The 24,297-nt window shown below is 53.1% G+C and carries 23 protein-coding genes; 7 read left to right on the forward strand and 16 right to left on the reverse strand.

Annotated elements, in window-relative coordinates; genetic code table 11:
- The first annotated feature begins 41 nt into the window (after window positions 1–41).
- The gene (gene trmL, locus NF212_RS00860) at window positions 42–506 is read left to right on the forward strand and encodes a tRNA (uridine(34)/cytosine(34)/5-carboxymethylaminomethyluridine(34)-2'-O)-methyltransferase TrmL (RefSeq protein ID WP_434358004.1); all 465 of its coding nucleotides are present in this window, start codon (window positions 42–44) and stop codon (window positions 504–506) included.
- 75 nt (window positions 507–581) lie between these two features.
- Here the strand turns inward: trmL and tpiA are convergent, their stop codons facing one another.
- A complete protein-coding gene (tpiA, locus tag NF212_RS00865) occupies window positions 582–1,352 on the reverse strand; it encodes a triose-phosphate isomerase (protein WP_434358006.1) in 771 nt (256 codons plus the stop codon).
- A 292-nt stretch (window positions 1,353–1,644) separates the two neighbouring features.
- On the opposite strand from tpiA, the gene NF212_RS00870 reads away from it, so the two are divergent.
- Window positions 1,645–1,998 carry a 5-carboxymethyl-2-hydroxymuconate Delta-isomerase gene (locus tag NF212_RS00870; protein WP_434358008.1) on the forward strand — a complete coding sequence of 118 codons (354 nt, stop codon included), beginning with the start codon at window positions 1,645–1,647 and terminating at the stop codon, window positions 1,996–1,998.
- 67 nt (window positions 1,999–2,065) lie between these two features.
- Here the strand turns inward: NF212_RS00870 and NF212_RS00875 are convergent, their stop codons facing one another.
- The 7 genes from NF212_RS00875 to NF212_RS00905 all read right to left on the reverse strand — a co-directional run bounded on the left by NF212_RS00875 (window position 2,066) and on the right by NF212_RS00905 (window position 9,145).
- Window positions 2,066–2,395, reverse strand: coding sequence for a DUF3135 domain-containing protein (locus NF212_RS00875; protein WP_434358010.1), 330 nt, complete (start codon window positions 2,393–2,395; stop codon window positions 2,066–2,068).
- A gap of 284 nt (window positions 2,396–2,679) precedes the next feature.
- Window positions 2,680–3,423 carry an FAD-binding oxidoreductase gene (locus NF212_RS00880; RefSeq protein ID WP_434358012.1) on the reverse strand — a complete coding sequence of 248 codons (744 nt, stop codon included), beginning with the start codon at window positions 3,421–3,423 and terminating at the stop codon, window positions 2,680–2,682.
- 14 nt (window positions 3,424–3,437) lie between these two features.
- Window positions 3,438–4,055 (reverse strand): helix-turn-helix transcriptional regulator, encoded by a 618-nt coding sequence (locus NF212_RS00885; protein WP_434358014.1) that lies wholly within the window; start codon window positions 4,053–4,055, stop codon window positions 3,438–3,440.
- 150 nt (window positions 4,056–4,205) lie between these two features.
- Complete coding sequence (locus NF212_RS00890; protein ID WP_434358016.1) at window positions 4,206–5,399, reverse strand: ABC transporter substrate-binding protein; 1,194 nt, start codon at window positions 5,397–5,399, stop codon at window positions 4,206–4,208.
- Window positions 5,400–5,553: 154 nt separating this feature from the next.
- Window positions 5,554–6,561 carry a class II fructose-bisphosphatase gene (gene glpX / locus NF212_RS00895; RefSeq protein WP_434358018.1) on the reverse strand — a complete coding sequence of 336 codons (1,008 nt, stop codon included), beginning with the start codon at window positions 6,559–6,561 and terminating at the stop codon, window positions 5,554–5,556.
- A gap of 178 nt (window positions 6,562–6,739) precedes the next feature.
- Window positions 6,740–8,245, reverse strand: coding sequence for a glycerol kinase GlpK (gene glpK, locus NF212_RS00900; RefSeq protein WP_434358020.1), 1,506 nt, complete (start codon window positions 8,243–8,245; stop codon window positions 6,740–6,742).
- A 51-nt stretch (window positions 8,246–8,296) separates the two neighbouring features.
- Window positions 8,297–9,145 carry an MIP/aquaporin family protein gene (locus NF212_RS00905; RefSeq protein ID WP_434358022.1) on the reverse strand — a complete coding sequence of 283 codons (849 nt, stop codon included), beginning with the start codon at window positions 9,143–9,145 and terminating at the stop codon, window positions 8,297–8,299.
- A 505-nt stretch (window positions 9,146–9,650) separates the two neighbouring features.
- Between NF212_RS00905 and zapB the strand changes: the two genes are divergently transcribed.
- The gene (gene zapB, locus NF212_RS00910) at window positions 9,651–9,893 is read left to right on the forward strand and encodes a cell division protein ZapB (RefSeq protein ID WP_054673670.1); all 243 of its coding nucleotides are present in this window, start codon (window positions 9,651–9,653) and stop codon (window positions 9,891–9,893) included.
- Between the two features lie 55 nt (window positions 9,894–9,948).
- Here zapB and rraA read toward each other — a convergent pair whose 3' ends face one another.
- The 7 genes from rraA to priA all read right to left on the reverse strand — a co-directional run bounded on the left by rraA (window position 9,949) and on the right by priA (window position 17,791).
- Window positions 9,949–10,434 carry a ribonuclease E activity regulator RraA gene (rraA, locus tag NF212_RS00915; RefSeq protein ID WP_434358025.1) on the reverse strand — a complete coding sequence of 162 codons (486 nt, stop codon included), beginning with the start codon at window positions 10,432–10,434 and terminating at the stop codon, window positions 9,949–9,951.
- 141 nt (window positions 10,435–10,575) lie between these two features.
- On the reverse strand, window positions 10,576–11,478 hold the full coding sequence (locus NF212_RS00920) for a 1,4-dihydroxy-2-naphthoate polyprenyltransferase (RefSeq protein WP_434358027.1): 903 nt from the start codon (window positions 11,476–11,478) through the stop codon (window positions 10,576–10,578).
- A 204-nt stretch (window positions 11,479–11,682) separates the two neighbouring features.
- Window positions 11,683–13,014, reverse strand: a complete 1,332-nt coding sequence (hslU, locus tag NF212_RS00925) for an HslU--HslV peptidase ATPase subunit (RefSeq protein WP_434358029.1) — start codon at window positions 13,012–13,014, stop codon at window positions 11,683–11,685.
- Window positions 13,015–13,027: 13 nt separating this feature from the next.
- On the reverse strand, window positions 13,028–13,558 hold the full coding sequence (gene hslV, locus NF212_RS00930) for an ATP-dependent protease subunit HslV (RefSeq protein ID WP_054673640.1): 531 nt from the start codon (window positions 13,556–13,558) through the stop codon (window positions 13,028–13,030).
- 194 nt (window positions 13,559–13,752) lie between these two features.
- Window positions 13,753–14,322, reverse strand: coding sequence for an SPOR domain-containing protein (locus NF212_RS00935; protein ID WP_434358032.1), 570 nt, complete (start codon window positions 14,320–14,322; stop codon window positions 13,753–13,755).
- An 86-nt stretch (window positions 14,323–14,408) separates the two neighbouring features.
- Complete coding sequence (gene cytR, locus NF212_RS00940; RefSeq protein WP_434358034.1) at window positions 14,409–15,413, reverse strand: DNA-binding transcriptional regulator CytR; 1,005 nt, start codon at window positions 15,411–15,413, stop codon at window positions 14,409–14,411.
- Window positions 15,414–15,589: 176 nt separating this feature from the next.
- The gene (gene priA, locus NF212_RS00945; protein ID WP_434358036.1) at window positions 15,590–17,791 is read right to left on the reverse strand and encodes a primosomal protein N'; all 2,202 of its coding nucleotides are present in this window, start codon (window positions 17,789–17,791) and stop codon (window positions 15,590–15,592) included.
- A 221-nt stretch (window positions 17,792–18,012) separates the two neighbouring features.
- Here priA and rpmE point away from each other — a divergent pair, with 221 nt between their 5' ends.
- The gene (gene rpmE / locus NF212_RS00950; protein WP_434358038.1) at window positions 18,013–18,222 is read left to right on the forward strand and encodes a 50S ribosomal protein L31; all 210 of its coding nucleotides are present in this window, start codon (window positions 18,013–18,015) and stop codon (window positions 18,220–18,222) included.
- 384 nt (window positions 18,223–18,606) lie between these two features.
- Window positions 18,607–19,875, forward strand: a complete 1,269-nt coding sequence (locus NF212_RS00955) for a malic enzyme-like NAD(P)-binding protein (RefSeq protein WP_434358040.1) — start codon at window positions 18,607–18,609, stop codon at window positions 19,873–19,875.
- 109 nt (window positions 19,876–19,984) lie between these two features.
- Here the strand turns inward: NF212_RS00955 and metJ are convergent, their stop codons facing one another.
- Entirely contained in the window at window positions 19,985–20,302 is a 318-nt protein-coding gene (metJ, locus tag NF212_RS00960) for a met regulon transcriptional regulator MetJ (RefSeq protein ID WP_434358042.1), read from the reverse strand.
- Window positions 20,303–20,468: 166 nt separating this feature from the next.
- Between metJ and NF212_RS00965 the strand changes: the two genes are divergently transcribed.
- Both NF212_RS00965 and NF212_RS00970 read left to right on the forward strand, forming a co-directional pair.
- A complete protein-coding gene (locus tag NF212_RS00965) occupies window positions 20,469–21,632 on the forward strand; it encodes an O-succinylhomoserine (thiol)-lyase (RefSeq protein WP_434358044.1) in 1,164 nt (387 codons plus the stop codon).
- Window positions 21,633–24,074 (forward strand): bifunctional aspartate kinase/homoserine dehydrogenase II, encoded by a 2,442-nt coding sequence (locus NF212_RS00970; protein WP_434358046.1) that lies wholly within the window; start codon window positions 21,633–21,635, stop codon window positions 24,072–24,074. It abuts the gene before it with no gap.
- Window positions 24,075–24,297 lie beyond the last annotated feature (223 nt).

Raw genomic sequence — 24,297 nt, forward strand, 5'->3', positions numbered from 1 at the left:
TGTCAGAATAGCCCCCAAATATAGAACTGGATGCTGTGTGAATGTTTGATATCGCCCTGTATGAGCCGGAGATTGCCCCAAATACCGGTAACATTATCCGCCTGTGTGCAAACACGGGTGCGAAATTACACCTCATAGAGCCACTGGGGTTTGACCTGGAAGAGAAAAAGGTTAGACGTGCTGGCCTGGACTACCATGACCTGGCATTGGTCACCCGGCACAAAAGTTACGAGGACTTTCTCAACGCGATGGCAGGGCGACGGATATTTGCCTGTACCACCAAGGCAACCGGGTTCCATACCGACGCGGTATTCAAAAAAGGGGATATCCTGATGTTCGGGCCGGAAACCCGGGGACTTCCTGCAAGCATCATTGAGAGCCTGCCTGCTGAACAGCGGTTGCGTATACCAATGCAGAAAACCAGCCGGAGCCTGAACCTTTCCAATGCCGCAGCAATTATTGCCTATGAAGCCTGGCGGCAACTGGGTTTTGAAGGGGCGGTGTAATACCAATAGGTATCGCACCAGATATTCAGGTACAAAAAAGGGAGCCGAGGCTCCCTTTTCTCATCCGGATACGGATTATGCTTTTGCAGCAGCTGCCGCTTTAGCGATAGCCGCAAAACCAGCAGCTTGCAGGGCAGCACCACCAACCAGCGCGCCGTCGATGTCTTCCATCGCGAACAGTTCTGCAGCGTTTTCAGCTTTAACAGAACCGCCGTACTGGATAACAACTTTCTTGGCAACTTCTTCGCTGTAAGAAGCCAGGTGTGCACGGATAGCAGCGTGGATATCTTGTGCCTGTTGTGCAGTCGCAGCTTTACCAGTACCGATCGCCCAGATTGGTTCGTAAGCGATGATTGCACCTTCCAGTGCTTCGATACCGTGCATGTTGATCACTGCGTCGATTTGACGAGCACATACAGCTTTGGTTTCGCCAGCTTCGTTCTGTGCTTCGGTTTCACCGATGCAGAATACTGGGATCAGGCCGTTTTCTTTCAGGAAGCCGAATTTCTTAGCAACAAACTCGTCTGATTCGTTGTGGTATTCACGACGCTCAGAGTGACCGATGATCACGTGAGTTACGCCGAAATCCTTCAGCATTTCTGGAGAGATATCGCCGGTGTAAGCGCCGCTGGCGTTTACGTCAACGTTCTGGGTGCCCAGGAAGATTTTGTTCGTTGCTTTGCCCAGCAGCTGTTCTGCCAGGTCTGCATACATCACAGGTGGCGCGATAACTACGTCAACGCCTTCAACACCATTCAGCTCAGCGTCCAGACCCTTAATCAGATCTGAAACCATTGCCTTGCTACCGTTAAGTTTCCAGTTACCCATAACCACAGGACGGCGCATAGGTTTTCCTCCAAACTCAGTCCAATGAAATAAAAAATCCGACAGAAAAGATAGCAGCTCGCCTGCCGGTGTTTCCTGTCCAAAATCATGAATGTCACCGTTTGTACTCGTTTTGAGAGCAAATGTGAAGGGTACAAAAGCAGATAGTTAAAATAATCATTCACCCGACAGCGTGATCCGGTGCCTGTTCCCGTCGCTTTCATGGTGAACAATATGAATAAAAACGCTATGTTAGCGAAATGATGGATGCGGGTAACATCCTGTTTCCCGGCCTGTTGCGAAGGAATACGCCATGCCTAATATCATTGTTGAATATGCTGACCCGGTTGCAGAACGGGTTAATGTAGGCGGACTTGTCGAAGATTTGCACCGGGCTGCACTCAATACCGGCCTGTTCTCACCCGATGCAGTGAAAACCCGGGCTTATCCTTGCCACACCTGGCTTATTGGTGAGCGGGAGAACCAGGCTACCTTTGTACATGTTGAGGCCTCGATACTCAGTGGCAGGAGTACCGAACAAAAAAAGCAGTTGAGTGAGGCGTTGTTGTCTGTGCTGGTGGGCCACTGCCCGGCTGTATTCAGCATGACGGTGGATATCCGGGAGATGGATACTGAGACGTTCAGCAAACAGCTTAATGAAGTTTAACGGATAGGTGAAAGGCCATACCGGTAACTAGGATTACCGGTATGAATAGATGTCGACCGTAAGGTTATCATCGCCACTCCGGTTCACGTTCAGAGGGCGGGAAGGAAAGCACTGTCGCTTTTTTCTCTTCGAGTTCTTCCGGGCTTGTCAGGGATTTCTGGAAACGGCCAAACTGACGCATCAGGTCGCGCATCAGCATTGCATTAACGTGATTGGGGTTCTTTCCATGCGCAATCACACGGTTGATATGGCTCATCATGGCCCGAAGTTTTGGGCGGTTCTCTTCCGGAGCATCATTAATCACCGATTCGCTCAGTGACATGCGTAACGCTTCCAGTTGTAGCGGATCGGTTTCCGCCAAGCGCTTCAATTCGTCAAATGAAGGTAATGTTGTCATCGCAACTCTCCTTTGTCGCGTTGGTGAACGTCACCGCTACCTGTCATTACCCGGTTTTGGACAATCTGAATGTTGATCTGTTGTCAGAGCAACTGGAAGCGGTACTGCGCTTCCAATATAAAGTGCAAAAAGGTGAGTACAACGGGGGTGTCGTCTCACAAATGAGACGACCAATAAAAGGAGTTACTCCGGAAAAGCTAACTTACTGTTTCCGGAGTGATGTTTTTTTGACCGTTTTGTTGTCTCATTTATAAGAAAGCGGGACGGCTTTCTCACTTTCTCTGTTACCAGTAGTGTTCTGTGGTGATGTGACCGGGTTTACGTCTCAGATTTTTCTCAAGGCCTTTTTCATTGAGGAGAGTACGGACTTCCTTGACCATATCCGGGTTACCACACAGCATGATCTGGCTTTGTTCCGGTGACAGTTTCAGGCCGACGATCCGTTCCAGTGTACCGTCAGCGAGAGAGTGGGTAATGCGTCCGGAAAGCGCATTTCCGTGGGGCTCTCGGCTGACAAAGTTCTGTACAATCAGGCGATCCGGGTGTTGTTTTTTCAGGGCCTTGATTTCGGCCTGGTAGCTGAGGTCAGCAGCAAAGCGCACGGCATGGATCAGTACGACTTTTCGAAAGCGTTGCCATACTTCCTCTTCGCCTAGAATGGAAAGATAGGGGCCAAGTGCTGTGCCGGTTGCCATCATCCAGAGATGATCACCTTGTGGAATTTCCTCCAATACAAAGAAACCTGAGGCATCTTTGTTAATCATCAGTTTGTCACCCTTTTCAAGGGCGTGAAGGCGAGGGGAAAGCTGGCCGTCAGCCACCCGGGTAGCGTATATCTCAATATACTTGCTTCCCGGCGAGTTTACGTAGGAATAGGCGCGCTGGATTATATTGCCGTCAATTTCCATCGCTAGCTTGGTAAATTGACCGGCGGTAAACGGCGCAACATCCGCTTCCAACACCAGGCTGAACAAGTCTTTGTTCCAGTGTCGGTTTTCGATGACTTCTGCGTGTACCCAGTTTGCCATATGTCCTCCTTGGGTTAATTGGGGATGAAACGGTATGTGCAGCGGCGCTGCCCTTTAATAATGTGTTCATCCCGTTCTACCCGGCACTCGTTTCCCAGCAGGCGCTGGAAAAGCCGCAGTTCCGAGTGGCAAAGCGTTTCACAACGTTTTGCTGCATGGCAGATGGGGCAGTGGTTTTCCACCAATATATAATCAGTATTTTCCCGGTTCAGTTCTGCCATGTAACCTTCCTGCTCGCGCAGGGAGACCAGCCGGTTGAGCTTTTCTTCAAGGCTGGTGCAGTCGTGGAATTCTGACTGGTATAATTTCAGTGTAATCTCTTCCCGCCGACTCACGACTTTTTCTATGCCTTCCTGGCCGAAAAGTGCCTCAACAGATTCAATAAGTGTGACGCTGAGATCACCATGGCGGTCGGCAAAGCGATTGTGGCCCTCAGGTGTCAGGTTCCAGTGACGGGTCGGCCGACCGACTTTGACGCGAATATCGCTGAATTCAACCAACCCTGAATCTTCCAGACTCTGGAGGTGCTGGCGGATCCCCATGGTTGTCATACCCAGCTCATCAGCGAGCACTTTGGCAGTGACAGCACCGTCGCGTTTGATTCTTTGCAAAATGATATCGATGGTCTTCATGATCACCTGACGTCTGTCGATGTTGTAACCATTATGTCGTGAATGGAGTAAATAAAGCAACCGCTTTACTAAATGGTGAGGTACCTGGTAGTGCGGAAAAGCGTGGCAGGAGAGGGATGGCGGGCAGTTAACCCGCCGGGTGAGTTGGTCTTACAGGGAATCCCAGTTCAGTGTGACATATTGGCCATCCTGGATTTGGGTTGGCCAAACCCTGTTACTGGCTTGGTGGCTGTCTGCTGTAATTTGTAGGGCGGTATCGATACCTAGGTCAAACACATTGAGACTGTGCAGGCCATCCACAATTGTCTCAGAGGTTACTGAGTTGCCTGCTTTCTCAATTCCCATTACCAGTATTTTTGCTGCCAGGTACCCCTCAAGGGAAAGGAAGCTGGCCGGGGTACCCTTGCTGTATTTGGCAAATGCTTCACGGTATTCACGGACGCCCGGAAGGTCTGACTGGTAGTGCGGTACTACCTGGGTCACGATTACGCCTTCAGCGTTTTTACCCAATTCTTTCAGCAATGGGATGCTGCCAACGAACGATACGTTGAGGTACAGGGCATCAGGAAGCTTCTGTTTAGCCAGTTTTATGAACTTTGCACATGGCTTGTAAGCGCCAACCATAATTATTGCTTTGGGTTTTACGTCGGCATTAAGGATGGTTGTCAGCCCTTTCTCTACCCTGGAGGTGTTACGGAGATACCGGCCATGGGCCAGCGATGCAGTACGGTCAAAACCTTTTGCTTTCAGCGCCTTGACTGCACCGTCATAGCCTGCCTTGCCATAGCCGTCCTGTTGGGTGAAAAAAGCGATTTCTTCAGGTTTAATACCGCTTTTCAGTAAGCCTTCAATCATCGCCGCTGTTTCCTGGGCATAGCTGGCGCGGTAATTGATTACGTAGCGGTCAGGCGGGGTGTTTCTTAACAGCCCTGCCCCTGTAATTGCCCCGACGAGCGGTGTTTTCAGCTGGTTAGCCAGAGGTACAGTCACTACGGCAGTCGGTGTCCCAACATTTCCGATAACGGCGGACACTTTTTCTTTTTCAATGAGCTTACGCATATTCCTGGCCGCCCGGTCGGGTTCATAGCCATCGTTCAGGGCAATCAGTTCGAGCGTATGGCCGTTTACGCCGCCTTGCTCATTGATCATCTTGAAGTAGCTTTCTACGCCGGCTTTGACGTTTTTACCCAAGCCCTTTGCCGGCCCTGCCAATGCTGTAGACATGCCTATTTTGATGGTTTCGGCCCTAAGGGTGGGGCTAAGGGATAAGCACAGTACCGCAAAGAAAGTCACGGCAAAGTGTAAAAAGTGTCGCTGACGGATTCCCATAGATATGCGCCTCATTAATTGTGCAGACGTATTAACTATAGGGCATATGTTGCATGTAAGAGGGATAACTCGCTGAGAATCTACGCAGGGGAACAGCAGCCAGACAAAGCTGTGGTGGTGGAACGGAGGTGGGGAGAAAGCCGGCCAGGGGGATGACCGGCAGGGAAGCTTAAAGGATGTGGCCTTTGACGGCGTCGTCCTTGCGATCCAGGTAATGGGTGGAAGAAATGCGGCGGATGGTGCGGCATTTTCCACGGATCAGCAGGGTTTCCGTTGTCGCAATGTTGCCTTTGCGGCTGATGCCATTCAGCAGGTCACCCTTGGTGATGCCGGTTGCCGAGAAAATCACATTATCGCTGCGGGCCATGTCTTCCATGCGCAGTTTCTTACCGGGTTCAATCCCCATCTCTGCACAGCGGCTGATTTCCATTTCACCGAAGCGGCGGTTTTCTTCAGTGTCCCCTTTTACTTCATGGCGGGGCAGCAATCGACCGTTCATGTCGCCTCCCAGGGCTCGTATCACGGCCGCAGAAACCACCCCTTCAGGTGCGCCGCCGATACCGTACATTACGTCCACTTCACTGTCCGGCATGCAAGTGAGGATGGAGGCTGCAACGTCGCCGTCAGGAATGGCAAATACTTTTACACCCATTTCCTGCATTTCACGAATGGTGTTGTCGTGGCGAGGTTTGGCAAGGGTGGTTACTACCAGTTGGTCGAGGGGTTTACCCAGTGCCTTTGCGATAGCGGCAAGGTTCTCGCGAAGTGGTTTGTCGATATCGATAACGCCTTTGGCTTCCTGGCCGACAACCAGTTTCTCCATGTACATATCTGGAGCTTTGAGGAAACTGCCTTTCTCACCGGCTGCCAGCACAGACAGGGCATTGGACTGGCCCATGGCGGTCATGCGGGTGCCTTCGATAGGGTCAACGGCAATATCTACGGCATCGCCGCCCATGCCCACTTCCTCACCGATAAACAGCATAGGGGCATCATCAATTTCACCTTCACCGATAACGATTTCACCGGCAATTTCTGTCTGATTCAGCAGGGCACGCATGACTTCAACTGCAGCACCGTCTGCTGCGTTTTTGTCACCACGGCCAAGCCACTTGTGGCCAGCCAGCGCTGCACCTTCCGTGACGCGGGAAAATGCCATAGCCAGGTCGCGTTTCATCCGAACTCCAAGTCAAAATTTTGAGTAAACTGATAGTTTTTGAGTAAAGCGGTAATCGGCGCGGATTCTACCACAGGGTAAAAGGAAACGTTTGCGTTTTTGAAAGTTTCGCTCGTTAGGCACCTGTTTGGCCGAAAAAAAGGCCTGCCGGGGCAGACCTTCTCCTGTACTAAGTTTTTTATACTTCTTCCCAGCCTTTTGCCCGGCCAACGGCGCGTTTCCAACCGTTGTGGCGGCGCTCGCGTTTGCCATCATCCGGGCATGGGACAAAGCTGCGATCAAGCTTGGCTTTGTCTTTCAACTCGTCAATGCTGTCCCAGTATCCCACAGCCAGGCCGGCCAGGTAAGCCGAGCCGAGAGCGGTAACCTCAGTGACAACCGGGCGGTGTACCTCAGTGTTGAGCACGTCTGCCTGGAACTGCATCAGGAAGTTGTTGGCTACCGCACCGCCATCAACCTTGAGGAAGTCGAGCTTGATGCCGGAGTCTGCTTCCATCGCTGTCAGTACATCAAGTGACTGGTAAGCGATACTCTCCAGGGTGGCGCGGATAATGTGATTGGAGTTTGCACCCCTGGTCAGTCCAACAATCGCGCCACGTGCATACGGGTCCCAGTGCGGGGCACCCAGACCGGTGAAGGCCGGTACCACATAGACACCGTTGGACGTGTCGACTTTGGTGGCAAAGTATTCAGAGTCACGAGCATCGTTTATAAGCTTCATCTCATCGCGCAGCCACTGGATGGATGCGCCGCCCATAAACACCGCACCTTCCAGCGCGTAGGCGACCTCGCCTTTCGGGCCACAACCCAGGGTGGTCAGCAGGCCGTTTTTCGAGGTGACTTTTTCCTTGCCGGTGTTCATCAGCAGGAAGCAGCCGGTACCGTAGGTATTCTTTGCCTGGCCTGCTTCGACACACATTTGTCCGAACAGTGCTGCCTGCTGGTCGCCGGCAATGCCCGCAATAGGGATACGGGTACCGCCTTTGCCGCCGATGTTAGTTTGGCCGTACACCTCAGAGGACGATTTTACTTCCGGCATCATTGAGGCCGGGATACCCAGTTCATCAAGCAGCTTTTTGTCCCATTCCATGGTGTTGATGTTAAACACCATGGTACGGCTGGCGTTGGTGTAGTCGGTCACGTGGACACGTCCCTGAGTCATCTTCCAGATAAGCCAGGTATCAATGGTACCGAACAGCAGTTCACCGGCTTCCGCCTGCTCGCGGGCACCTTCTGCATTGTCGAGAATCCACTTAATCTTGGTGCCGGAAAAATACGGGTCGACTACCAGGCCGGTGTTTTCACGAATGTACTCCTCCAGTCCACGTGATTTCAGGTCTTCGCAGATAGGGGCCGTGCGTCGGCATTGCCAGACAATGGCGTTATATACCGGCTTACCGGTGTTTTTGTTCCATACCACCGTTGTTTCACGCTGGTTGGTAATGCCGATAGCGGCAACCTGGTCTGAGCGGATGCCTGCTTTACCCAGAGCTTCAACCAAGGTGGCACTCTGGGTGGCATAAATTTCCAGTGGATCATGCTCGACCCAGCCGGCTTCCGGATAAATCTGAGTGAACTCTCGTTGTGCGACACTGACAATATTGGCGTCATGATCAAGGACAACTGCCCGAGAGCTGGTGGTTCCCTGATCTAGCGCTACGATATATTTCTGTTCAGTTGGCATAAAACGTTCCTCGTCAAACTCTTGTAGGATCCAGACTTAATCTAATTATCATCAAGCTTCAGCAGTTTCGCTTACCGCTTTTTCATCGCACTGGTTTGGAATGGTGCATCCGCTGCCAGGCAGATAAGCTGCAATGGCTTTTGGATACAGCCAGGCACCGAAACAGGCACCGGCAATTGGTGCAAGCATAGGTACCAGGAAATAAGGGATATCCCGTCCGCCTGTCAGTGCCATCTCACCCCAGCCGGAGAAGAAAGCAAACAGTTTTGGTCCAAAATCGCGTGCCGGGTTCATGGCAAAACCAGTCAGAGGACCCAGTGAACCGCCGATCACAGCAATCAAAAGGCCGATCAGCAGTGGGTTCATGGCACCACGCTTGGCACCGTTTTTCTCATCACCGAATGCCAGGATGCCAAACATCAATACAGCGGTAATGGCAAACTCAACCGCAAATGCACTGCCAAAACTCAGCAGCGGATGGGCGTACGTTGAGAAAATTCCCGCAGTTGCCAGGCTTGCTTCGCTGCCGCGGGCAATTTGGTTTGCAGCTTCAAAGTCAGCAAAAAGGTTGGCATACAGGCTGTAAACCAGTGCCGCAGAGCAGAATGCGCCAAGCATTTGAGCTGCAATAAAAGGCAACACCTTGCGGCGGTCAAAACCGGCAAACAGGGTGAGTGCAATGGTAACTGCTGGGTTCAGGTGTGCCCCGGATACACCGGCAGTACAGTAGATAGCAATGGCAACACCGATCCCCCAGATTATACTAACCTCCCATTGGCCGAAGTCCGCGCCGGTTAACACCAGCGCAGCGACGCAGCCAACACCGAAGAATATGAGCAAGCCGGTGCCGATAAACTCAGCAAGGCACTCACCCATCAGGGCTTTATTTGAGACGTTCATGGATTCAGACCTTTTATTGTTATGGTTCAGCGCCCAATGTACGCCTCTGTTACGCCATGTGAATGCAGTGTCACTGAAATTGTGCGTTCGAGCATAAAGGATATTTCGAAAATCATTCTTCGCTCACAATAAGCATCATAATAACCAAAACTGTTCGTTTATTGTTAATAAAATGTTCGTTTATTTTCGTTTGGTTTGGGGGTTTGCTTGAGGTGTATGAATATTCGCCCGGCTTTGCTGCTCCGTTTTGCAATTGACCGGAATATGACAATTCTTTAGGCAATCGGTACTATGTTGCCTGCCAGCATGACATGGGATTTGGCACTATGATCCCCCTGTCTGGCGCAGATGCCGCATTGGTTCGGGAAATTGCGCTGTATTTTTGACCAGTTGATGCCCATCACGGGAATTGATACGTGTCAGCCGGGAAATGCGTGAGTAGAATAGGCGTATGCACACAGCCTGATGCTGTGGAACGACAAGCTAATAGGAATAGGTGGCCCTGATGTCATTTGAGATTCTTGAAAAACTGGAAGCCAAAGTGCAGATGGCTGTGGATACCATCTCTCTGCTTCAAATGGAAATCGAAGAGCTGAAAGAACGTAACAGCTCTCTGGAAAATGAATCAAACGGCCTGCGCCAGCAACAAGAAGAGCTGACTCAGGAAAATGCCCGTCTGATTGCTGATCACCAAGCTTGGCAAGAACGCATCCGCAGCCTGCTGGGCAAGATGGACGAAGTGGAATAAGTTTCCCTCTTCGCATAAAAAAACAGAGCCGTCCGGCTCTGTTTTTTTATATCTGCTATTCGATGTCCAGCGGCTCTGGTGAGAGGATCACTCCGGTGGAGTCAGCGTAGATATGGTCTTCCGGCAGGAAGGTTACTCCGCCAAAATTAACCGGGACATCGGATTCGCCGATTCCCTGGCTGTCTGCACCAACAGGGATGGAGGCAAGGGCCTTGATGCCGATATCAATTTCGTCCAGGGCATCTACATCACGTACGCAGCCATAAACCACAATGCCTTCCCATTTGTTCTCAGCGGCCAGTGCGGCAACATCAGCATCAACCAATGCGCGACGCAGGGAGCCACCACCGTCAATCAGCATTACCCGTCCTTCACCGCCGAGTTCTGCGACGCTGCGGATAATCCCGGAATCTTCGAAACACTTGATGGTCGTTACCTGGCCCCCAAAGGAGCTGCGGCCACCGTAAGAGTTAAACATTGGTTCAACGACATCGACCTGATCAAGATAAACGTCGCAAAGCTCTGAGGTATTGTATTCCATAGTCTAACTTCTTGCCTTGGCTGGGAAAGGAAGTTGCAAAGTGCTTCTGCAACACCGAAAAAGTATAACGGGCTGCCCGTGCTTTGCAATGACAAGTCCCGCAAAACGGGGCGTGAAGCCGTACAGGGTCTGCAACACCACTCAGTGTATGATCATTCCCGCGGCAAACAGCACATTGGTCAGCAGGGCACATTTAACCATCGTCCCCATCATAGGGCGCAGGGCTGCACCATTTGGCGATGCCAGCACTTGTCGTCCATGATGGAACAGCATGGGTACAGCCAACAGGAACAGCCAGCCAAACCAGGGTGGTTGAACTGCCAGGTTGAAGACGGTCAGGCACAGGGTGGCTCCAGCCAGTAACACAATGTGGTATTTGCGACCCCATTGCGGCCCCATGCGGACGGCCAGGGTATTCTTGCCACAGGCGCGGTCATTGTCGATATCACGAAGGTTATTGATGTTGAGTACGCCAACCGCCAACAAACCACAGGCTGTAGCAGGAAGCATAATCACCGAGCTGATTTCGCCTGCCTGCAGATAAAACGTACCGGCGACACCCAGCCAGCCAAAGAAAATCAGCACGGAGAGGTCACCAAGGCCGCGGTAGCCGTAAGGCTTGTTGCCGACGGTATAGGTGATGGAGGCGGCTATCGCAAGGATGCCGAGAACCACAAAGCCCATCATGTCCGAAAGATTGTCGCAGGCGAGCAGAATGAGGCTGGCACCACTGGCAAGGGTCAGGACAATATTGAACATCATCGCGGTGCGCATGGTCGCCGGAGTGACCAAACCGGATTGGATGGCGCGCTGCGGACCAAGGCGGTTTTCGTTGTCGGTGCCTTTAACCGCATCGCCATAGTCATTGGCAAGGTTGGAGAGAATTTGTAAAAGCAAGGCAGTCAACAGGGCCAAAACCGTAATAGCCAGTGAAAAACGTCCCTGTGATCCCGCGACGGCGCTGCCGGTTAAAATCGACGCAACCGCCAGTGGCAAGGTTTTGGGCCGGGCTGCATCGAGCCAGATTGCAAGTGAAGAGTTCATAGCAAGTACTGCGGATCACAAACTGAAAACCTGTATTATTCGCGCAAAACATCACCACCGCAATGACTGGCACATATTATCTGTCGCTAGATTGCGTCAGCGCAATTTTCAGTCAGTGTCACAACTTATTGAAGTAAATGGGAACGAATACAAAAAAGGTGACCGCTGTGGTCACCTTTTGTATCGAACTTCGCATTGGCGCTGTTACAGGATAAAGCGGCTCAGATCTTCATCTTCTACCAGCATGTCGAGGTTTGACTTCACGTAGGCAGAATCGATTTCAAATGTGCTGCCCGCTTTTTCTGAGGCGTCAAAAGAGATGCCATCCATCAGGCGTTCCATCACGGTGTGAAGGCGACGGGCACCGATATTCTCGGTCTTCTCGTTCACTTTCCATGCACAGTTGGCAATTTCTTCAATACCGTCCTCAGTGAAGCTGATTTCCACTTCTTCGGTCGCCATCAGGGCACGGTACTGCTCAGTCAGGGACGCATTAGGTTCAGTCAGGATGCGTTTGAAATCACCTGCCGACAAAGCCTCAAGCTCGACGCGGATTGGCAGACGGCCCTGAAGTTCAGGGATAAGGTCTGAAGGACGCGCTACCTGGAATGCTCCGGATGCAATGAACAGGATATGGTCGGTACGCACCATGCCGTGCTTGGTAGAAACGGTTGAGCCTTCTACCAGTGGCAGCAGGTCACGCTGTACACCTTCGCGGGAAACGTCCGGGCCCGAAGACTCACCACGCTTACAGATCTTGTCGATCTCATCGATAAATACGATGCCGTGGTTTTCCACCAGGTAGATAGCCTGCTCTTTGAGCTCTTCCTGGTTAACCAGCTTTGAGGCTTCTTCTTCAGTCAGTGCTTTCAGGGCGTCCTTGATCTTCATCTTGCGGTTTTTCTTGGTGTTACCACCAAGGTTTTGGAACATGCTCTGAAGCTGGTTGGTCATTTCCTCCATGCCAGGAGGTGCCATGATCTCAACGCCCATTTGTGGTGCGGCAACGTCAATGTCGATCTCTTTGTCGTCAAGCTTGTGCTCGCGCAGCTTCTTGCGGAAGCTCTGGCGGGTAGCACTGTTGTTGTCAGCCTGTTCAGTCTGGCCCCAGGCATCACGAGGTGGTGGCAGGAGGGCATCCAGGACGCGTTCTTCAGCCTGCTCTTCAGCACGGAAGCGAACCTTTTCGGTTGCCTGCTGGTGTACCAGCTTAACGGCAACGTCGGTCAGGTCGCGGATAATGGTTTCCACTTCCTTGCCCACATAACCCACTTCGGTGAACTTGGTGGCTTCAACTTTGATGAAAGGGGCGTTGGCCAGCTTGGCCAGGCGGCGTGCGATTTCAGTTTTACCCACACCGGTTGGGCCAATCATCAGGATGTTTTTCGGGGTGACTTCTACTCGCAGCTCTTCAGGAAGCTGCATGCGGCGCCAGCGGTTACGCAGGGCGATAGCCACAGCGCGCTTGGCTTTGTCCTGACCGATGATGTGGCGGTTCAGTTCATGAACAATTTCACGAGGGGTCATTTCAGACATGTAGGCATTCCTGTTACTTGTTGCTGTCGAGTTCTTCGACGGTGTGGTACTGGTTGGTGAATACGCAGATGTCACCGGCGATAGTCAGGGATTTTTCCGCAATGGTGCGGGCATCCAGGTCAGTGTTTTCCAGCAATGCACGGGCTGCTGCCTGGGCAAAGTTACCGCCTGAACCAATAGCAATCAGGTCGTTTTCCGGTTCTACCACGTCACCGTTACCGGTGATAATGAGTGATGCTGTTTCATCGGCTACCGCCAGCAGCGCTTCAAGGCGGCGCAATGCACGGTCGGTACGCCAGTCTTTGGCCAGTTCCACAGCTGCTTTGGTCAGGTGGCCCTGGTGCATTTCCAGCTTACGCTCGAAACGTTCGAAAAGGGTGAAAGCATCGGCCGTACCACCGGCAAAACCTGCCAGAACTTTGCCGTTATACAGGCGGCGTACTTTGCGGGCATTGCCTTTCATCACTGTATTGCCCAGGGAGACCTGTCCATCTCCGGCAATGACCACTTTTCCGTCTCGGCGGACTGATACGATCGTTGTCACGGTAAACCTCTTTAAAGTCACTCTGGCTGGGCCAGAAGGAGTGTTATCTCCTACTTGGGGGCATTAAAAACAGATTTCAAGGGAGTGTGTGATGATTTGATTACCGCAAAGGGCAAGAAAACCCGGGGTTGAGAGGGAAAATGCCGGCAAAAAAATACCGCCACAGAGGCGGTATTTTCCATGGAAGGTTTGGATCAGTCCCAGTACCAGATAGCGCAGGGTTCGATACCGGCACGGCGCAGCATGTTGCGATCGCGCTCGGCCTTACGTTTGTGGGTGTAAGGCCCGAGGATGACACGGTACCAGGTGCCTTTTTCGCCCTGGGTCGTCCTGATTTGGCTTTCCAGACCCTGGAAGGCAATCATGGCCTTGCGTGAATCAGCCTGTTCGATACTGCGGTAAGCGCCGCATTGCATCAGGTACGGACGGCCTGGAGCCTGTGGCTCAGGCGCTTCTACCTCAACCTTCTTGTTCTCCAGCTCTTCTACATAGCTCCATTTTTCCTTGGGCTTGGGCGGAAGGGCATTCTTGTCTTTTTTCGGCTCAGCTTTTTTTACTTCAACGGTTTTTTCTACCGGTTTTTGAGGTGCCGGGGCATCACTTTTTGAAAGCAAAAACAGGCCATAAGCGAAACCGGCTGTCAGGATAACTGCCAGAATTGCCCACTTAATTGGGAATGGTCGTGATACCGGCTGCTTTTTAGGGCTTTTCCGGGGAGCTTTGCGCGGGGTCTTCCCGCGTTTTACGTAATCTCTAGTTGCCACAACAATCCGAAACTGCAGGTTAGGGTGCCAAAGCCGCTATGGTACTGTTTCAGGCCGCCTGAGCCAATACCACAGCGACAGGCGAGTCATCGCGTGGGGGGAGCCACACTTTCGCGGACCACCAGTTTGGTATCCAGAAGGCGGGAGCCCGCGCGGACATCCTTTCCTTTTAACAGCTCGAGCAGCATCAGCATGGCCTGACGGCCTATTTCATACCTTGGCTGGGAAACCGTGGTCAGTGGCGGGTCACAGTATTCAGCAAACTGGATGTCATCAAAGCCGACGATTGAGATGTCCTGGGGTACCCGCATACCGAGGCGTTTAGCCTGTTGCATGGCTCCGATTGCCATCACATCGTTATGGCAGAAAACGGCGGTCGGCGGTTCCGGCAGCGAAAGCAGTTGCGTCATGGCACGAGCACCTGCGGCGAAAGAGAAATCTCCGACATAGGTAAATCCGTTATCAATGGTCACACCGGCACGGCGCAAGGCCTGCTGGTAACCCTGGGTACGGAACTGGGTCAGGGCAGCATTCGGATCCCCGGTGATCTGGGCGATCCTGCGGTGGCCTACCTGGGTCAGGTAGTTCACTGCCTCAAAGGCGGCCGTGAGGTTATCGATATGGACGGTCGGAAGCTCCAGTTCCGGTGCGTATTCACATGCCATCACCAGAGGCGGAAGGTTTTTCTGTTCCGGCTTGCTGACGTCAAAAGGAAGATCCGTGCCCAAAAGGAGCATGCCATCAGCCTGCTTGGTAAATACCAGGTTTACAAAGGAACTTTCACGCTGAGCCTGTTTACCGCTGTCACCGAGCAGAACCAGGTAACCGTATTCCATGGCGGCTTCTTCAATACCACGGATAATCTCAGTGAAATAAGGGTCGCAGATATCCGGCACTATGGTAACGATGGTCTTTGACTCGTTACGGCGCAGGTTTCTGGCTAATGAATTGGGGGAGTAACCCGCTTCGAGTACCGCATTTTCGACTTTTTTCCGTGTGGATGATGAAACCTTCTCTGGGTTCATCAGTGCGCGAGACACGGTTGCGGTTGAGACTCCGGCAAGCTGGGCAACATCCTTCATTGTCGCCATGACGTTGGTTCCTCTTGGTTGTCTTTTTCTCCTGGGCGCAGCAAAAGTCCGGACTAAACGCCGGACTTGCTGACTGGTGGGTTATTGTAGGCACAGCGACTAAAGATAAATACGTGTCTGTTAACAGTTCTTACATTGGAAATGTGATCCCAGTCCCGCTTGTGTGCTTTATCGCCTCAGCTCATGTCCTGAGGCTCGATATCAAGTGACCAGCGAACCTTTCGTGCCAACGGTAATTGCTGGATGACAGGCAGTGCTGTTTTCATCAGGTTTTGCAGAGCCGGCCGTGATGGGGCATTTGCCAGTAACTGCCAGCGGTAGCGTCCTGCCCGGCGGGCAAGCGGGGCTGGAGCAGGGCCAAGGAGGCCATAGGGGCCTAGTGCATGGGGGCTGGCTTCGAGTGCAACACGTACCTGTTCGAGGAACTGCTGGACTTCATGGTTGTGGTGGCTTTCTGCCCGGATAAGCCCGATACAGGAGTATGGGGGGAGGCCCACCGCCTTTCGCTCTTCAAGGGCATTTTCCGCGAACTGCGGGTAGCCGACTTCCAACAGGGTTTGCAGCAGCGGGTGCTCCGGGTGGTGGGTCTGCAAAAGCACATGCCCCGGCTTGCTGGCCCGTCCGGCGCGGCCTGCTACCTGGATGTAGAGCTGGGCCAGGCGCTCCGGTGCTCGGAAGTCGTTGCTGAAAAGGGCTGAGTCTACATCTATCATGGCGACAAGGGTGACATCCGGGAAGTGGTGCCCCTTGGCAAGCATCTGGGTGCCGATAAGGATCTGGTATTCACGGTTGCGTATGGCAGTAAGGTAATTCTCCAGGCTCCCCTTGCGGCGCGTGTTGTCCCTGTCGATGCGGATTGTTTTGTATTCCGGGAAAAGATCTTCAAGGGTCTTTTCCAGTTGTTCTGTACCCACACCGACGCCAATCAACTGGGTCGAGCCGCAGTTGACGCACTGGTGGGGGATTGGGCGCTGGCTGCCGCAGTGATGGCACCGGAGCTCCCCCTGTTTCTGGTGCAATGTGTAGTAGGCATCGCAGCGCTGGCAGGCAGCAATCCACCCGCATTCATGGCACATCATTGCAGGTGCGTAGCCACGGCGGTTGAGAAACAGCATCACCTGGTTGCCGGCTTTCAGGTGGCGGCGCATGTCAGCAATGAGTGGAGCAGAAAGCCCGGCACTGACATGCAGGCCGCGGATGTCCAGCACGCTGTGGCTGGCATTGACTGCGTTGCCGGCGCGTTGGGACAACACCAGGTGGTGGTATTTACCGGCCTGGGCGTTATGCAGGCTCTCCAGCGACGGCGTGGCCGAGCCAAGGATGACTGGGATGTTCTCCCGGTTGGCCCGCATCACCGCAAGATCCCGCGCATGGTATCTGAAACTGTCCTGCTGTTTGTAAGAGGTGTCGTGCTCCTCATCGACAATAATGATCCCCAGGTTGGAGCACGGACTGAACAGGGAGGAGCGGGTACCGATGATGATACCGGCCTGGTTGTCCCTTGCTGCCAGCCAGGCGTGCAGGCGCTCGCTGTCATTCAGGGCAGAGTGCATCACTTCGACCGGGACATTAAAACGGCGTTTGAAGCGGTTGATGGTCTGGGGTGTCAGGCCAATCTCCGGCACCATCACCAAAGCCTGTTTGCCTTTGGCAAGCACGGTCTCAATGGCGTTGAGGTAGACTTCCGTCTTGCCGGAACCGGTAACCCCGTCGAGCAAGTAACATCCGAACCCGTCTGCACTGTTGATGGTAGCAACCGCCAGGGCCTGTTCGGCGTTAAGGCGCGGCTTTTCTTCCGTGACCTTAAATGACGGGTACCAGGCTTTTGCCTCGCGGGAGACTGTGATTTCTTCGACCCAGCCTTTGTCAGCAACAGCCTTTATTACTGCCGCGCTGATCTCCTCTTCTTCTATATCTGCAACAGAAAGAGATTTGTCACGCAACAGGGTAAGGAGCCTGGCCTGTTTTGGCGCCCGTGTCAGTGCTGTGACAGACTGCTCCCTGCCGGATTCTGTCAGCTTCCAAAGACGCTCGCCTTTCAGTGATGCGGCCCGTCCTTTGCGGAGAAGAGAGGGCATTACAACGGAAAAGGCGTCACCGAGAGGGTACTGGTAATAACCGGCAGCCCAGGTCAGGAGCTTATATAAGGACGAGGGCCAGAGCGGTTCATCATCCAGTATTTCAGTGACAGGCTTGAGCTCACCAAGCGGCCAGTCGGAGGTGTTGCCGGTGCTGACTACCACACCCACCTTGGTCTGTTTGCCGAAAGGCACCCGCACCCGTGTACCAGCACTTGGCTGCTGTCCTGGTTCAAGGCGGTAATCAAAAAGCTTATCCAGGGGAACCGGCAGGGCGACCCTGGCTATAGTGGCATTCATCGGCAAAAAAGACTCAACGGTATACCCATCAGGGCGTTAGCAATGGTTTGAAGTTTACTTGCATCCAGGCGCCGCATCAAAGTGGTGAATAAAGTAGCAAAAGAGTTGCGAAGCCGTCCGGTGTTGATTAGAATGCACGGCCTTAAAATCCTATTTTATTAACTACGTGTGGTGCCCGAGAAGATCGGGAGAGCGACACGGCCTTTTATGAGGTTATTCCTATGAAAGCTGGTATCCATCCAGAATACAAAGCAGTAACTGCACGTTGTTCTTGCGGTAACTCTTTTGAGTTCAAAACTACTCTGGGTTCAGACATCAACCTGGACGTATGTGACAAGTGCCACCCATTCTACACTGGTAAGCAGCGTATCGTTGACACCGGCGGCCGTGTAGATCGCTTCAACAAGCGTTTCGGCATGTTCAGCAAGTAATACTTGTTCTGAATTCCGTAAAAAGGGGTGTAATTACACCCCTTTTTCGTACCTGTTTAACACCCTGTCCCCCCGCTCATCAGAGCAGCTACCAGATCTCCATATAGCGGTAGCCGTCCCAAATTCACTGCGTTACTATTGCCTGTTCACAGTATTTGTGATGCCGACCGGATACAAATTACTGGGGAAATACCCCTGCTCAAACTTTGAACTCCATCCATTCCAGCAAACGCAGATGGCGTTACGCTAAGGGCTCAAAGCACAATGCAGGATAAAGGTCCCCTAATAACTTGTGTCATTTTAGGCACCTGTACTCCCTGTACCCTTTATAAAAAAAATAGATAGCGTCCAAAGACGCCACCTTATTGTGATTAGGACTAAAACATGTCGGAAGAATTTCGCCAAAAGGCACTTGATTACCATGCCGGCCCGGTTCCGGGCAAAATATCTGTTGAACTGACCAAGCCTGCTGATACTGCAGAAGATCTGGCACTGGCCTACAGCCCTGGTGTGGCTGAGCCGGTCCGTGAGATCGCGCAGGATGCGGACAACGTGTACAAGTACACCGGCAAGGGCAACATGGTTGCGGTTATCTCCAACGGTACTGCAATTCTGGGTCTGGGCAACCTCGGACCAATGGCCTCAAAACCAGTGATGGAAGGCAAGGCGCTGCTGTTCAAGCGTTTCGCCGGACTGGATTCTATCGACATTGAAGTCAAGCACCGTACCATCGAAGAGTTTGTCGACACCGTTGCCAACATCTCTGACACCTTTGGTGGTATCAACCTGGAAGATATCAAGGCACCGGATTGCTTTGAGATTGAAAAGCAGCTGATTGAACGCTGCCAGGTTCCTGTGTTCCACGATGACCAGCACGGTACAGCGATTGTAACGGCTGCAGGTATCCTGAATGCGGTAGAGCTGCAGGGCAAAGATATCCGTGAAGCCGTGATCGTCTGCCTGGGTGCAGGTGCGGCAGCGGTAGCCTGTATGGAAATGCTCATCAAGTGTGGTGCCCAGCGTGAGAAGATCTATATGCTGGACCGCAAGGGCGTGATCCACACCCGTCGTGATGACATCAACGAATATAAGCAACTGTTCGCCAACAACACTGATAAGCGTACGCTGGAAGACGTGATTGAAGGCGCAGATATCTTTGTTGGTGTATCTGGCCCAGATCTGCTGCCACCAGAAGCATTGAAGCTGATGGCTGACAACCCAATCGTGTTTGCCTGTTCAAACCCGGATCCTGAAATCAAGCCGGAGCTGGCACATGCCGTCCGTGACGATCTCATTATGGGTACCGGCCGTTCTGATTACCCTAACCAGGTTAACAACGTACTGTGCTTCCCGTTCATCTTCCGTGGTGCCCTGGACGTACGCGCCAGTGCCATCAATGATGAAATGAAGCTTGCAGCCGTTGAAGCCATCCGCTCACTGGCGAAAGAGCCAGTACCGGCAGGTGTGCTCAAAGCTGCCGGTGTTGAGAAGCTGGAATTCAGCCGTGAGTATATTATTCCCAAGCCACTCGACCCACGCCTGCTACCGCGTGTTGCCAAAGCTGTTGCCCAGGCTGCAATTGACTCAGGTGTAGCGCGCATCGAGATGCCGGAAAACTACATGGCAGATAAAGAAGCGGCGCTTGAAGCGTAAAAGCTTCTGTACTGCGGAAATAAAAAATGCCAGTTATCAAACTGGCATTTTTTCTGTGTGCTGACAAAAACGTTGCCAGCGCAGGGGATAATTACCCTGAAAGCCGGGCTCAGCTGTCGAAATCTTCGTATTCGATGCCCAGTGATTCCATGATGCGCTTGGCCTCGTCCGGGATATCATCCGGATGGTCCTTGCGGATGTCTTCATCCGTTGGCAGCGGTTGGCCGGTATACGCATGCAGGAAGGCTTCGCACAGCAGTTCGCTGTTGGTTGCGTGACGGAGATTGTTTACCTGACGGCGAGTGCGTTCGTCGGTCAAAATCTTCAGCACTTTAAGTGGAATGGAGACGGTAATTTTCTTGACCTGCTCTTTCTTTTTACCGTGCTCGGCATACGGGCTAATATATTCGCCATTCCATTCTGCCATGATTCACCTTCTGCAGTGTGGGGGAATTGGAAACCAAAAACAGCATTCTAGCGTTATCGACTGCCACATGCAAAGACATATAGACGTCTGGATGTGTTGACGTCTTTGTGTTGAGCGGGTAAGGTTGGATCTCGCACCCTGTCACCCAATCAAGGAAGGAATAACTATGAGTGACAAAAAGCCCGCGACCATTGCTGTCCGCCAGGGTATCTCCTCGGACTCCCAGTATCATGCTGTGGTTCCCCCTATTTACCTCTCGACCAATTACCGGTTCCCGGAGTTTGGTGAGGTTCCCCAGTATGACTATGCCCGCGGTGGCAACCCGACCCGCAGCCATCTTGAAAGGGCTCTGGCGGATCTGGAAGGCGGGGCCGGTGCAGTCGTTACCAGTTGTGGCATGTCTGCCATCAACCTTTTGGTTTCCCTTTTTTCTTCAGATGACCTGATAGTCGCTCCCCATGACTGCTATGGCGGAACCTACCGTCTGCTGGATTCCCGGGCAAAAAAAGGTGCATTCAAGGTTAGTTTTATCGACCAGACCAATCCGGATGCACTAGATGAGGCATTGGCGAAAAAGCCAAAGCTGCTTTTGATTGAGACGCCGTCCAACCCGCTTCTGCGTGTCGTTGATGTTGTTGAGCTCAGTAAAAAAGCCCACGCAGTGGGTGCGCTGGTGGCTGTCGACAACACCTTCCTCTCCCCGGTTTTGCAGCAGCCCATCTCCCTGGGCGCAGACTTCGTTGTTCACTCCACCACCAAATTCATCAACGGGCACTCGGATGTGGTCGGCGGTGTTATTGTGGCGGCGGATGCTGAAAAAGCGGAAGAACTGGCATGGTGGGGGAACTGTATTGGCGCAACCGGCGGTGCGTTTGACAGCTATATGGTGCTTCGCGGTATTAGGACCCTTGGTGTGCGTATGCGCCAGCACGAAGAAAATGCTGCTGCGGTACTTGCTTACCTGCAAGATGAAGAACTTGTTGGTACTATTTACCATCCAAGTCTGCCAAGTCATCCCGGTCATGAGATTGCCAAGCGGCAACAGGCCGGATTTGGCGGAATGGTCAGCTTTGAGCTTAACGGTGATGAAGCTGAACTGAAATGCTTCCTCCAGTCTCTGGAGCTGTTTGCCCTTGCCGAGTCCCTCGGCGGTGTGGAAAGCCTGGTAGCCCATCCCGGTTCCATGACCCACAGGGCAATGTCGGATGAAGCCCAGGCGGAAGCGGGCCTGGCTCCGACACTCCTGCGGTTGTCCGTAGGGTTGGAAGATGCGGCCGACCTGGTGGCCGACTTGAAACAAGCCTTTGATAAAGTAAGAGAGACGAAGTAAATGTCCACCGTCCAGCTTGTGTCTCCTGAGCCGGCAGACCGCCGCCAGCTACACAAATTTGGCGGCAGCAGCCTGGCTGACCCGGATTGCTACCGCCGCGTTACCGAGATCCTCCGGGAATACTCGGGAGCGCAGGATCTTATTGTGGTCTCCGCCGCCGGCAAGACTACCAACCGCCTTATCGAATGGATCGAGCTACTGGACCGGGACGGACGTCTGGCCCACGACGCCCTTATGTCATTGCGCCAGTACCAGCAGGAACTGATAGAAAGCCTGCTCGGTGATGAATCCCGCGGCCAGCTGGTGGATATCCTGTTTTCCGAATTCGCTGCATTGGCTGAAATTGGTGACAAACCGATAGACGAAGCGACCCGAGCCTATATCCTCGGTCACGGAGAGCAGTGGTCAGCCCGTTTACTGGCGGCCTTGCTGACAGAGCTGGATATGCCGGCGAGCAACCTCGACTCCCGTACCTTCCTGCGGGCCGAGCGTGCCGCCCAGCCGGAAGTCGACCGTTCCCGCTCCTGGCCTCTTTTGCAGACCCAGCTTGCCCAGCATGGCAAGAACCGGGTAGTGATTACCGGTTTTATGGCGCAGAACGTGGACGGTGAAACCGTGCTGCTGGGCCGGAATGGGTCAGACTATTCTGCAACGGTAATTGGCGCATTGGCTGATGTTGCCAGAGTAACTATCTGGAGTGATGTGGCCGGTGTATACAGTGCCGACCCGCGCAAAGTGGAAGATGCCTGCCTGCTGCCATTGCTCCGCCTCGATGAAGCGGCAGAGCTTGCCCGCCTGGCTGCCCCGGTTTTGCACAGCCGAACCCTGCAGCCGGTGGCGCACAGTGTTATCGACCTGGCGCTTCGCAGCAGCTACCAGCCGGACTCAGGCTCAACCCGTATTGAGCGGGTGCTGGCTTCAGGACGAGGTGCCAAGATTGTCACATCCCATGAAGAAATTTGCCTGATTGAACTCGAACTGCCACGCGGGCACGACTTTGAAACTGCCCGTACGGATATCGAACGCCTGCTGACGCGGCTGCAATTGCAGCCACTTGCCATGACGGTAGAGAAAGACCCGAACTGTGTGCATCTCGCTTACACCGCTGAAGTGGTAAACAGCGTACTGGAACGCCTCCAGGATGCGGGAGTCGCAGCGGAAATCCGCCTGCGTGAAGACTTCGTCATGATTGCCGTGGTCGGTGCCGGGGTCAGCAACAACCCGGTGCACAGCCACGGTTTCCACCAACAGTTGCGTGGCCAGCCGGTGGAATTTATCGCTGAATCTGCCAATGGCCTCAGCCTGGTTGCCGTGGTACGCCGCATTGAAACCGGCCCACTGGTGGCTGCTATCCACTGCGCGCTTTTCCAGGCCCAGCGCCGTATAGGTGTGGCACTGATGGGAAAGGGCAGTATCGGGAGCCGCTGGCTCTCGCTGTTTGCTGAACAAAAAGATGCGCTGGAAAAGCGCCATGGCATGAGTTTCTCTCTGCTGTGTGTCGCTGACAGCCAGCGCGCCTGGGTTGACCTTAAAGGCATCAACCCTGCAGAGGTGGATGCAGCGTTTGATGATACGGCTACCCCCCTGTCCGGTATCGAGCTTTTCCGGATGCTCAGTGAACATGACTACGACGACCTTGTGGTGCTGGATGTGACCGCAAGCAGAGAGTTGGCGGGGATGTACCCGGATCTGGCCGAAATGGGTTTCCACCTTATCTCTGCCAACAAGGTGGCTGGTTCTGCACCTGAGAAAGCTTACAACCTGGTTAAGGATGCCTTTGCCAAAACCGGACGCCACTGGCTTTACAATGCCACGGTAGGTGCGGGGCTTCCGATTAACCACACTGTCCGTGACCTTCGGGAAAGCGGGGACCAGATTATGGCGATATCCGGAATTTTCTCCGGCACGCTTTCCTGGCTGTTCCAGCAGTATGACGGCAGTTTCCCGTTCAGCCAGTTGCTGGAGCAGGCCTGGCAGCAGGGCCTGACAGAGCCGGATCCTCGAGAGGATCTCAATGGCCGTGATGTAGCGAGGAAGCTGGTTATCCTGGCTCGTGAATCTGGGCTGGAGGTTGACCCTGACAGGGTAAAAGTGGAATCCCTTGTACCGGAAGCACTTGCCGACCTGAATGTTGAGCAGTTCTTTGACCAATGCCATCAGCTTGATGATATCTTGCGCGAAAGGGTAGAAGACGCACATAAGGAGCAAAAAGTGCTCCGTTATGTAGCACGCCTGACGAAAGAAGGTGTGGCCCGGGTAGGTATGGAGGCACTGCCGGACAGCCACCCCTTTGCCAACCTGCTGCCCTGTGACACCGTGTTCGCTGTTGAAAGCCGTTGGTACCGGGAAAACCCGCTGGTTATCCAGGGGCCGGGAGCCGGCCGGGACGTAACGGCAGGCGCATTGCTTTCCGATTTGAACCGTATCGCAACCCTTCTATAAACCGGGGTGCCCGGTAACATTCCCTTATAGAATCAAGCGGTGCACAGGCACCGCTTTCTGTATCACGACAGTTTCCATCATGAAGCCAACTCAATATCAACTTGAATAAAATTCATAAACACTCTGTTGACATTAATTTGGATACAATTCATTCTTTAGACATATGGACGTCTAAACGTATAAAGCGGACGAACAATATTATTAAGGCCTGAGTAGCCTTTCT

The sequence above is a fragment of the Parasalinivibrio latis genome (genome assembly GCF_036825535.1).
Lineage (GTDB): Bacteria > Pseudomonadota > Gammaproteobacteria > Enterobacterales > Vibrionaceae > Parasalinivibrio > Parasalinivibrio latis.

What these genes read in the sequence shown, in the direction of transcription:
- trmL (WP_434358004.1), top strand. Translation starts at nt 42, where the DNA reads ATGTTTGATATCGCCCTGTATGAGCCGGAGATTGCCCCAAATACCGGT.
- tpiA (WP_434358006.1), bottom strand. Translation starts at nt 1,352, where the DNA reads ATGCGCCGTCCTGTGGTTATGGGTAACTGGAAACTTAACGGTAGCAAG.
- NF212_RS00870 (WP_434358008.1), top strand. Translation starts at nt 1,645, where the DNA reads ATGCCTAATATCATTGTTGAATATGCTGACCCGGTTGCAGAACGGGTT.
- NF212_RS00875 (WP_434358010.1), bottom strand. Translation starts at nt 2,395, where the DNA reads ATGACAACATTACCTTCATTTGACGAATTGAAGCGCTTGGCGGAAACC.
- NF212_RS00880 (WP_434358012.1), bottom strand. Translation starts at nt 3,423, where the DNA reads ATGGCAAACTGGGTACACGCAGAAGTCATCGAAAACCGACACTGGAAC.
- NF212_RS00885 (WP_434358014.1), bottom strand. Translation starts at nt 4,055, where the DNA reads ATGAAGACCATCGATATCATTTTGCAAAGAATCAAACGCGACGGTGCT.
- NF212_RS00890 (WP_434358016.1), bottom strand. Translation starts at nt 5,399, where the DNA reads ATGAGGCGCATATCTATGGGAATCCGTCAGCGACACTTTTTACACTTT.
- glpX (WP_434358018.1), bottom strand. Translation starts at nt 6,561, where the DNA reads ATGAAACGCGACCTGGCTATGGCATTTTCCCGCGTCACGGAAGGTGCA.
- glpK (WP_434358020.1), bottom strand. Translation starts at nt 8,245, where the DNA reads ATGCCAACTGAACAGAAATATATCGTAGCGCTAGATCAGGGAACCACC.
- NF212_RS00905 (WP_434358022.1), bottom strand. Translation starts at nt 9,145, where the DNA reads ATGAACGTCTCAAATAAAGCCCTGATGGGTGAGTGCCTTGCTGAGTTT.
- zapB (WP_054673670.1), top strand. Translation starts at nt 9,651, where the DNA reads ATGTCATTTGAGATTCTTGAAAAACTGGAAGCCAAAGTGCAGATGGCT.
- rraA (WP_434358025.1), bottom strand. Translation starts at nt 10,434, where the DNA reads ATGGAATACAATACCTCAGAGCTTTGCGACGTTTATCTTGATCAGGTC.
- NF212_RS00920 (WP_434358027.1), bottom strand. Translation starts at nt 11,478, where the DNA reads ATGAACTCTTCACTTGCAATCTGGCTCGATGCAGCCCGGCCCAAAACC.
- hslU (WP_434358029.1), bottom strand. Translation starts at nt 13,014, where the DNA reads ATGTCTGAAATGACCCCTCGTGAAATTGTTCATGAACTGAACCGCCAC.
- cytR (WP_434358034.1), bottom strand. Translation starts at nt 15,413, where the DNA reads ATGGCGACAATGAAGGATGTTGCCCAGCTTGCCGGAGTCTCAACCGCA.
- priA (WP_434358036.1), bottom strand. Translation starts at nt 17,791, where the DNA reads ATGAATGCCACTATAGCCAGGGTCGCCCTGCCGGTTCCCCTGGATAAG.
- rpmE (WP_434358038.1), top strand. Translation starts at nt 18,013, where the DNA reads ATGAAAGCTGGTATCCATCCAGAATACAAAGCAGTAACTGCACGTTGT.
- NF212_RS00955 (WP_434358040.1), top strand. Translation starts at nt 18,607, where the DNA reads ATGTCGGAAGAATTTCGCCAAAAGGCACTTGATTACCATGCCGGCCCG.
- metJ (WP_434358042.1), bottom strand. Translation starts at nt 20,302, where the DNA reads ATGGCAGAATGGAATGGCGAATATATTAGCCCGTATGCCGAGCACGGT.
- NF212_RS00965 (WP_434358044.1), top strand. Translation starts at nt 20,469, where the DNA reads ATGAGTGACAAAAAGCCCGCGACCATTGCTGTCCGCCAGGGTATCTCC.
- NF212_RS00970 (WP_434358046.1), top strand. Translation starts at nt 21,633, where the DNA reads ATGTCCACCGTCCAGCTTGTGTCTCCTGAGCCGGCAGACCGCCGCCAG.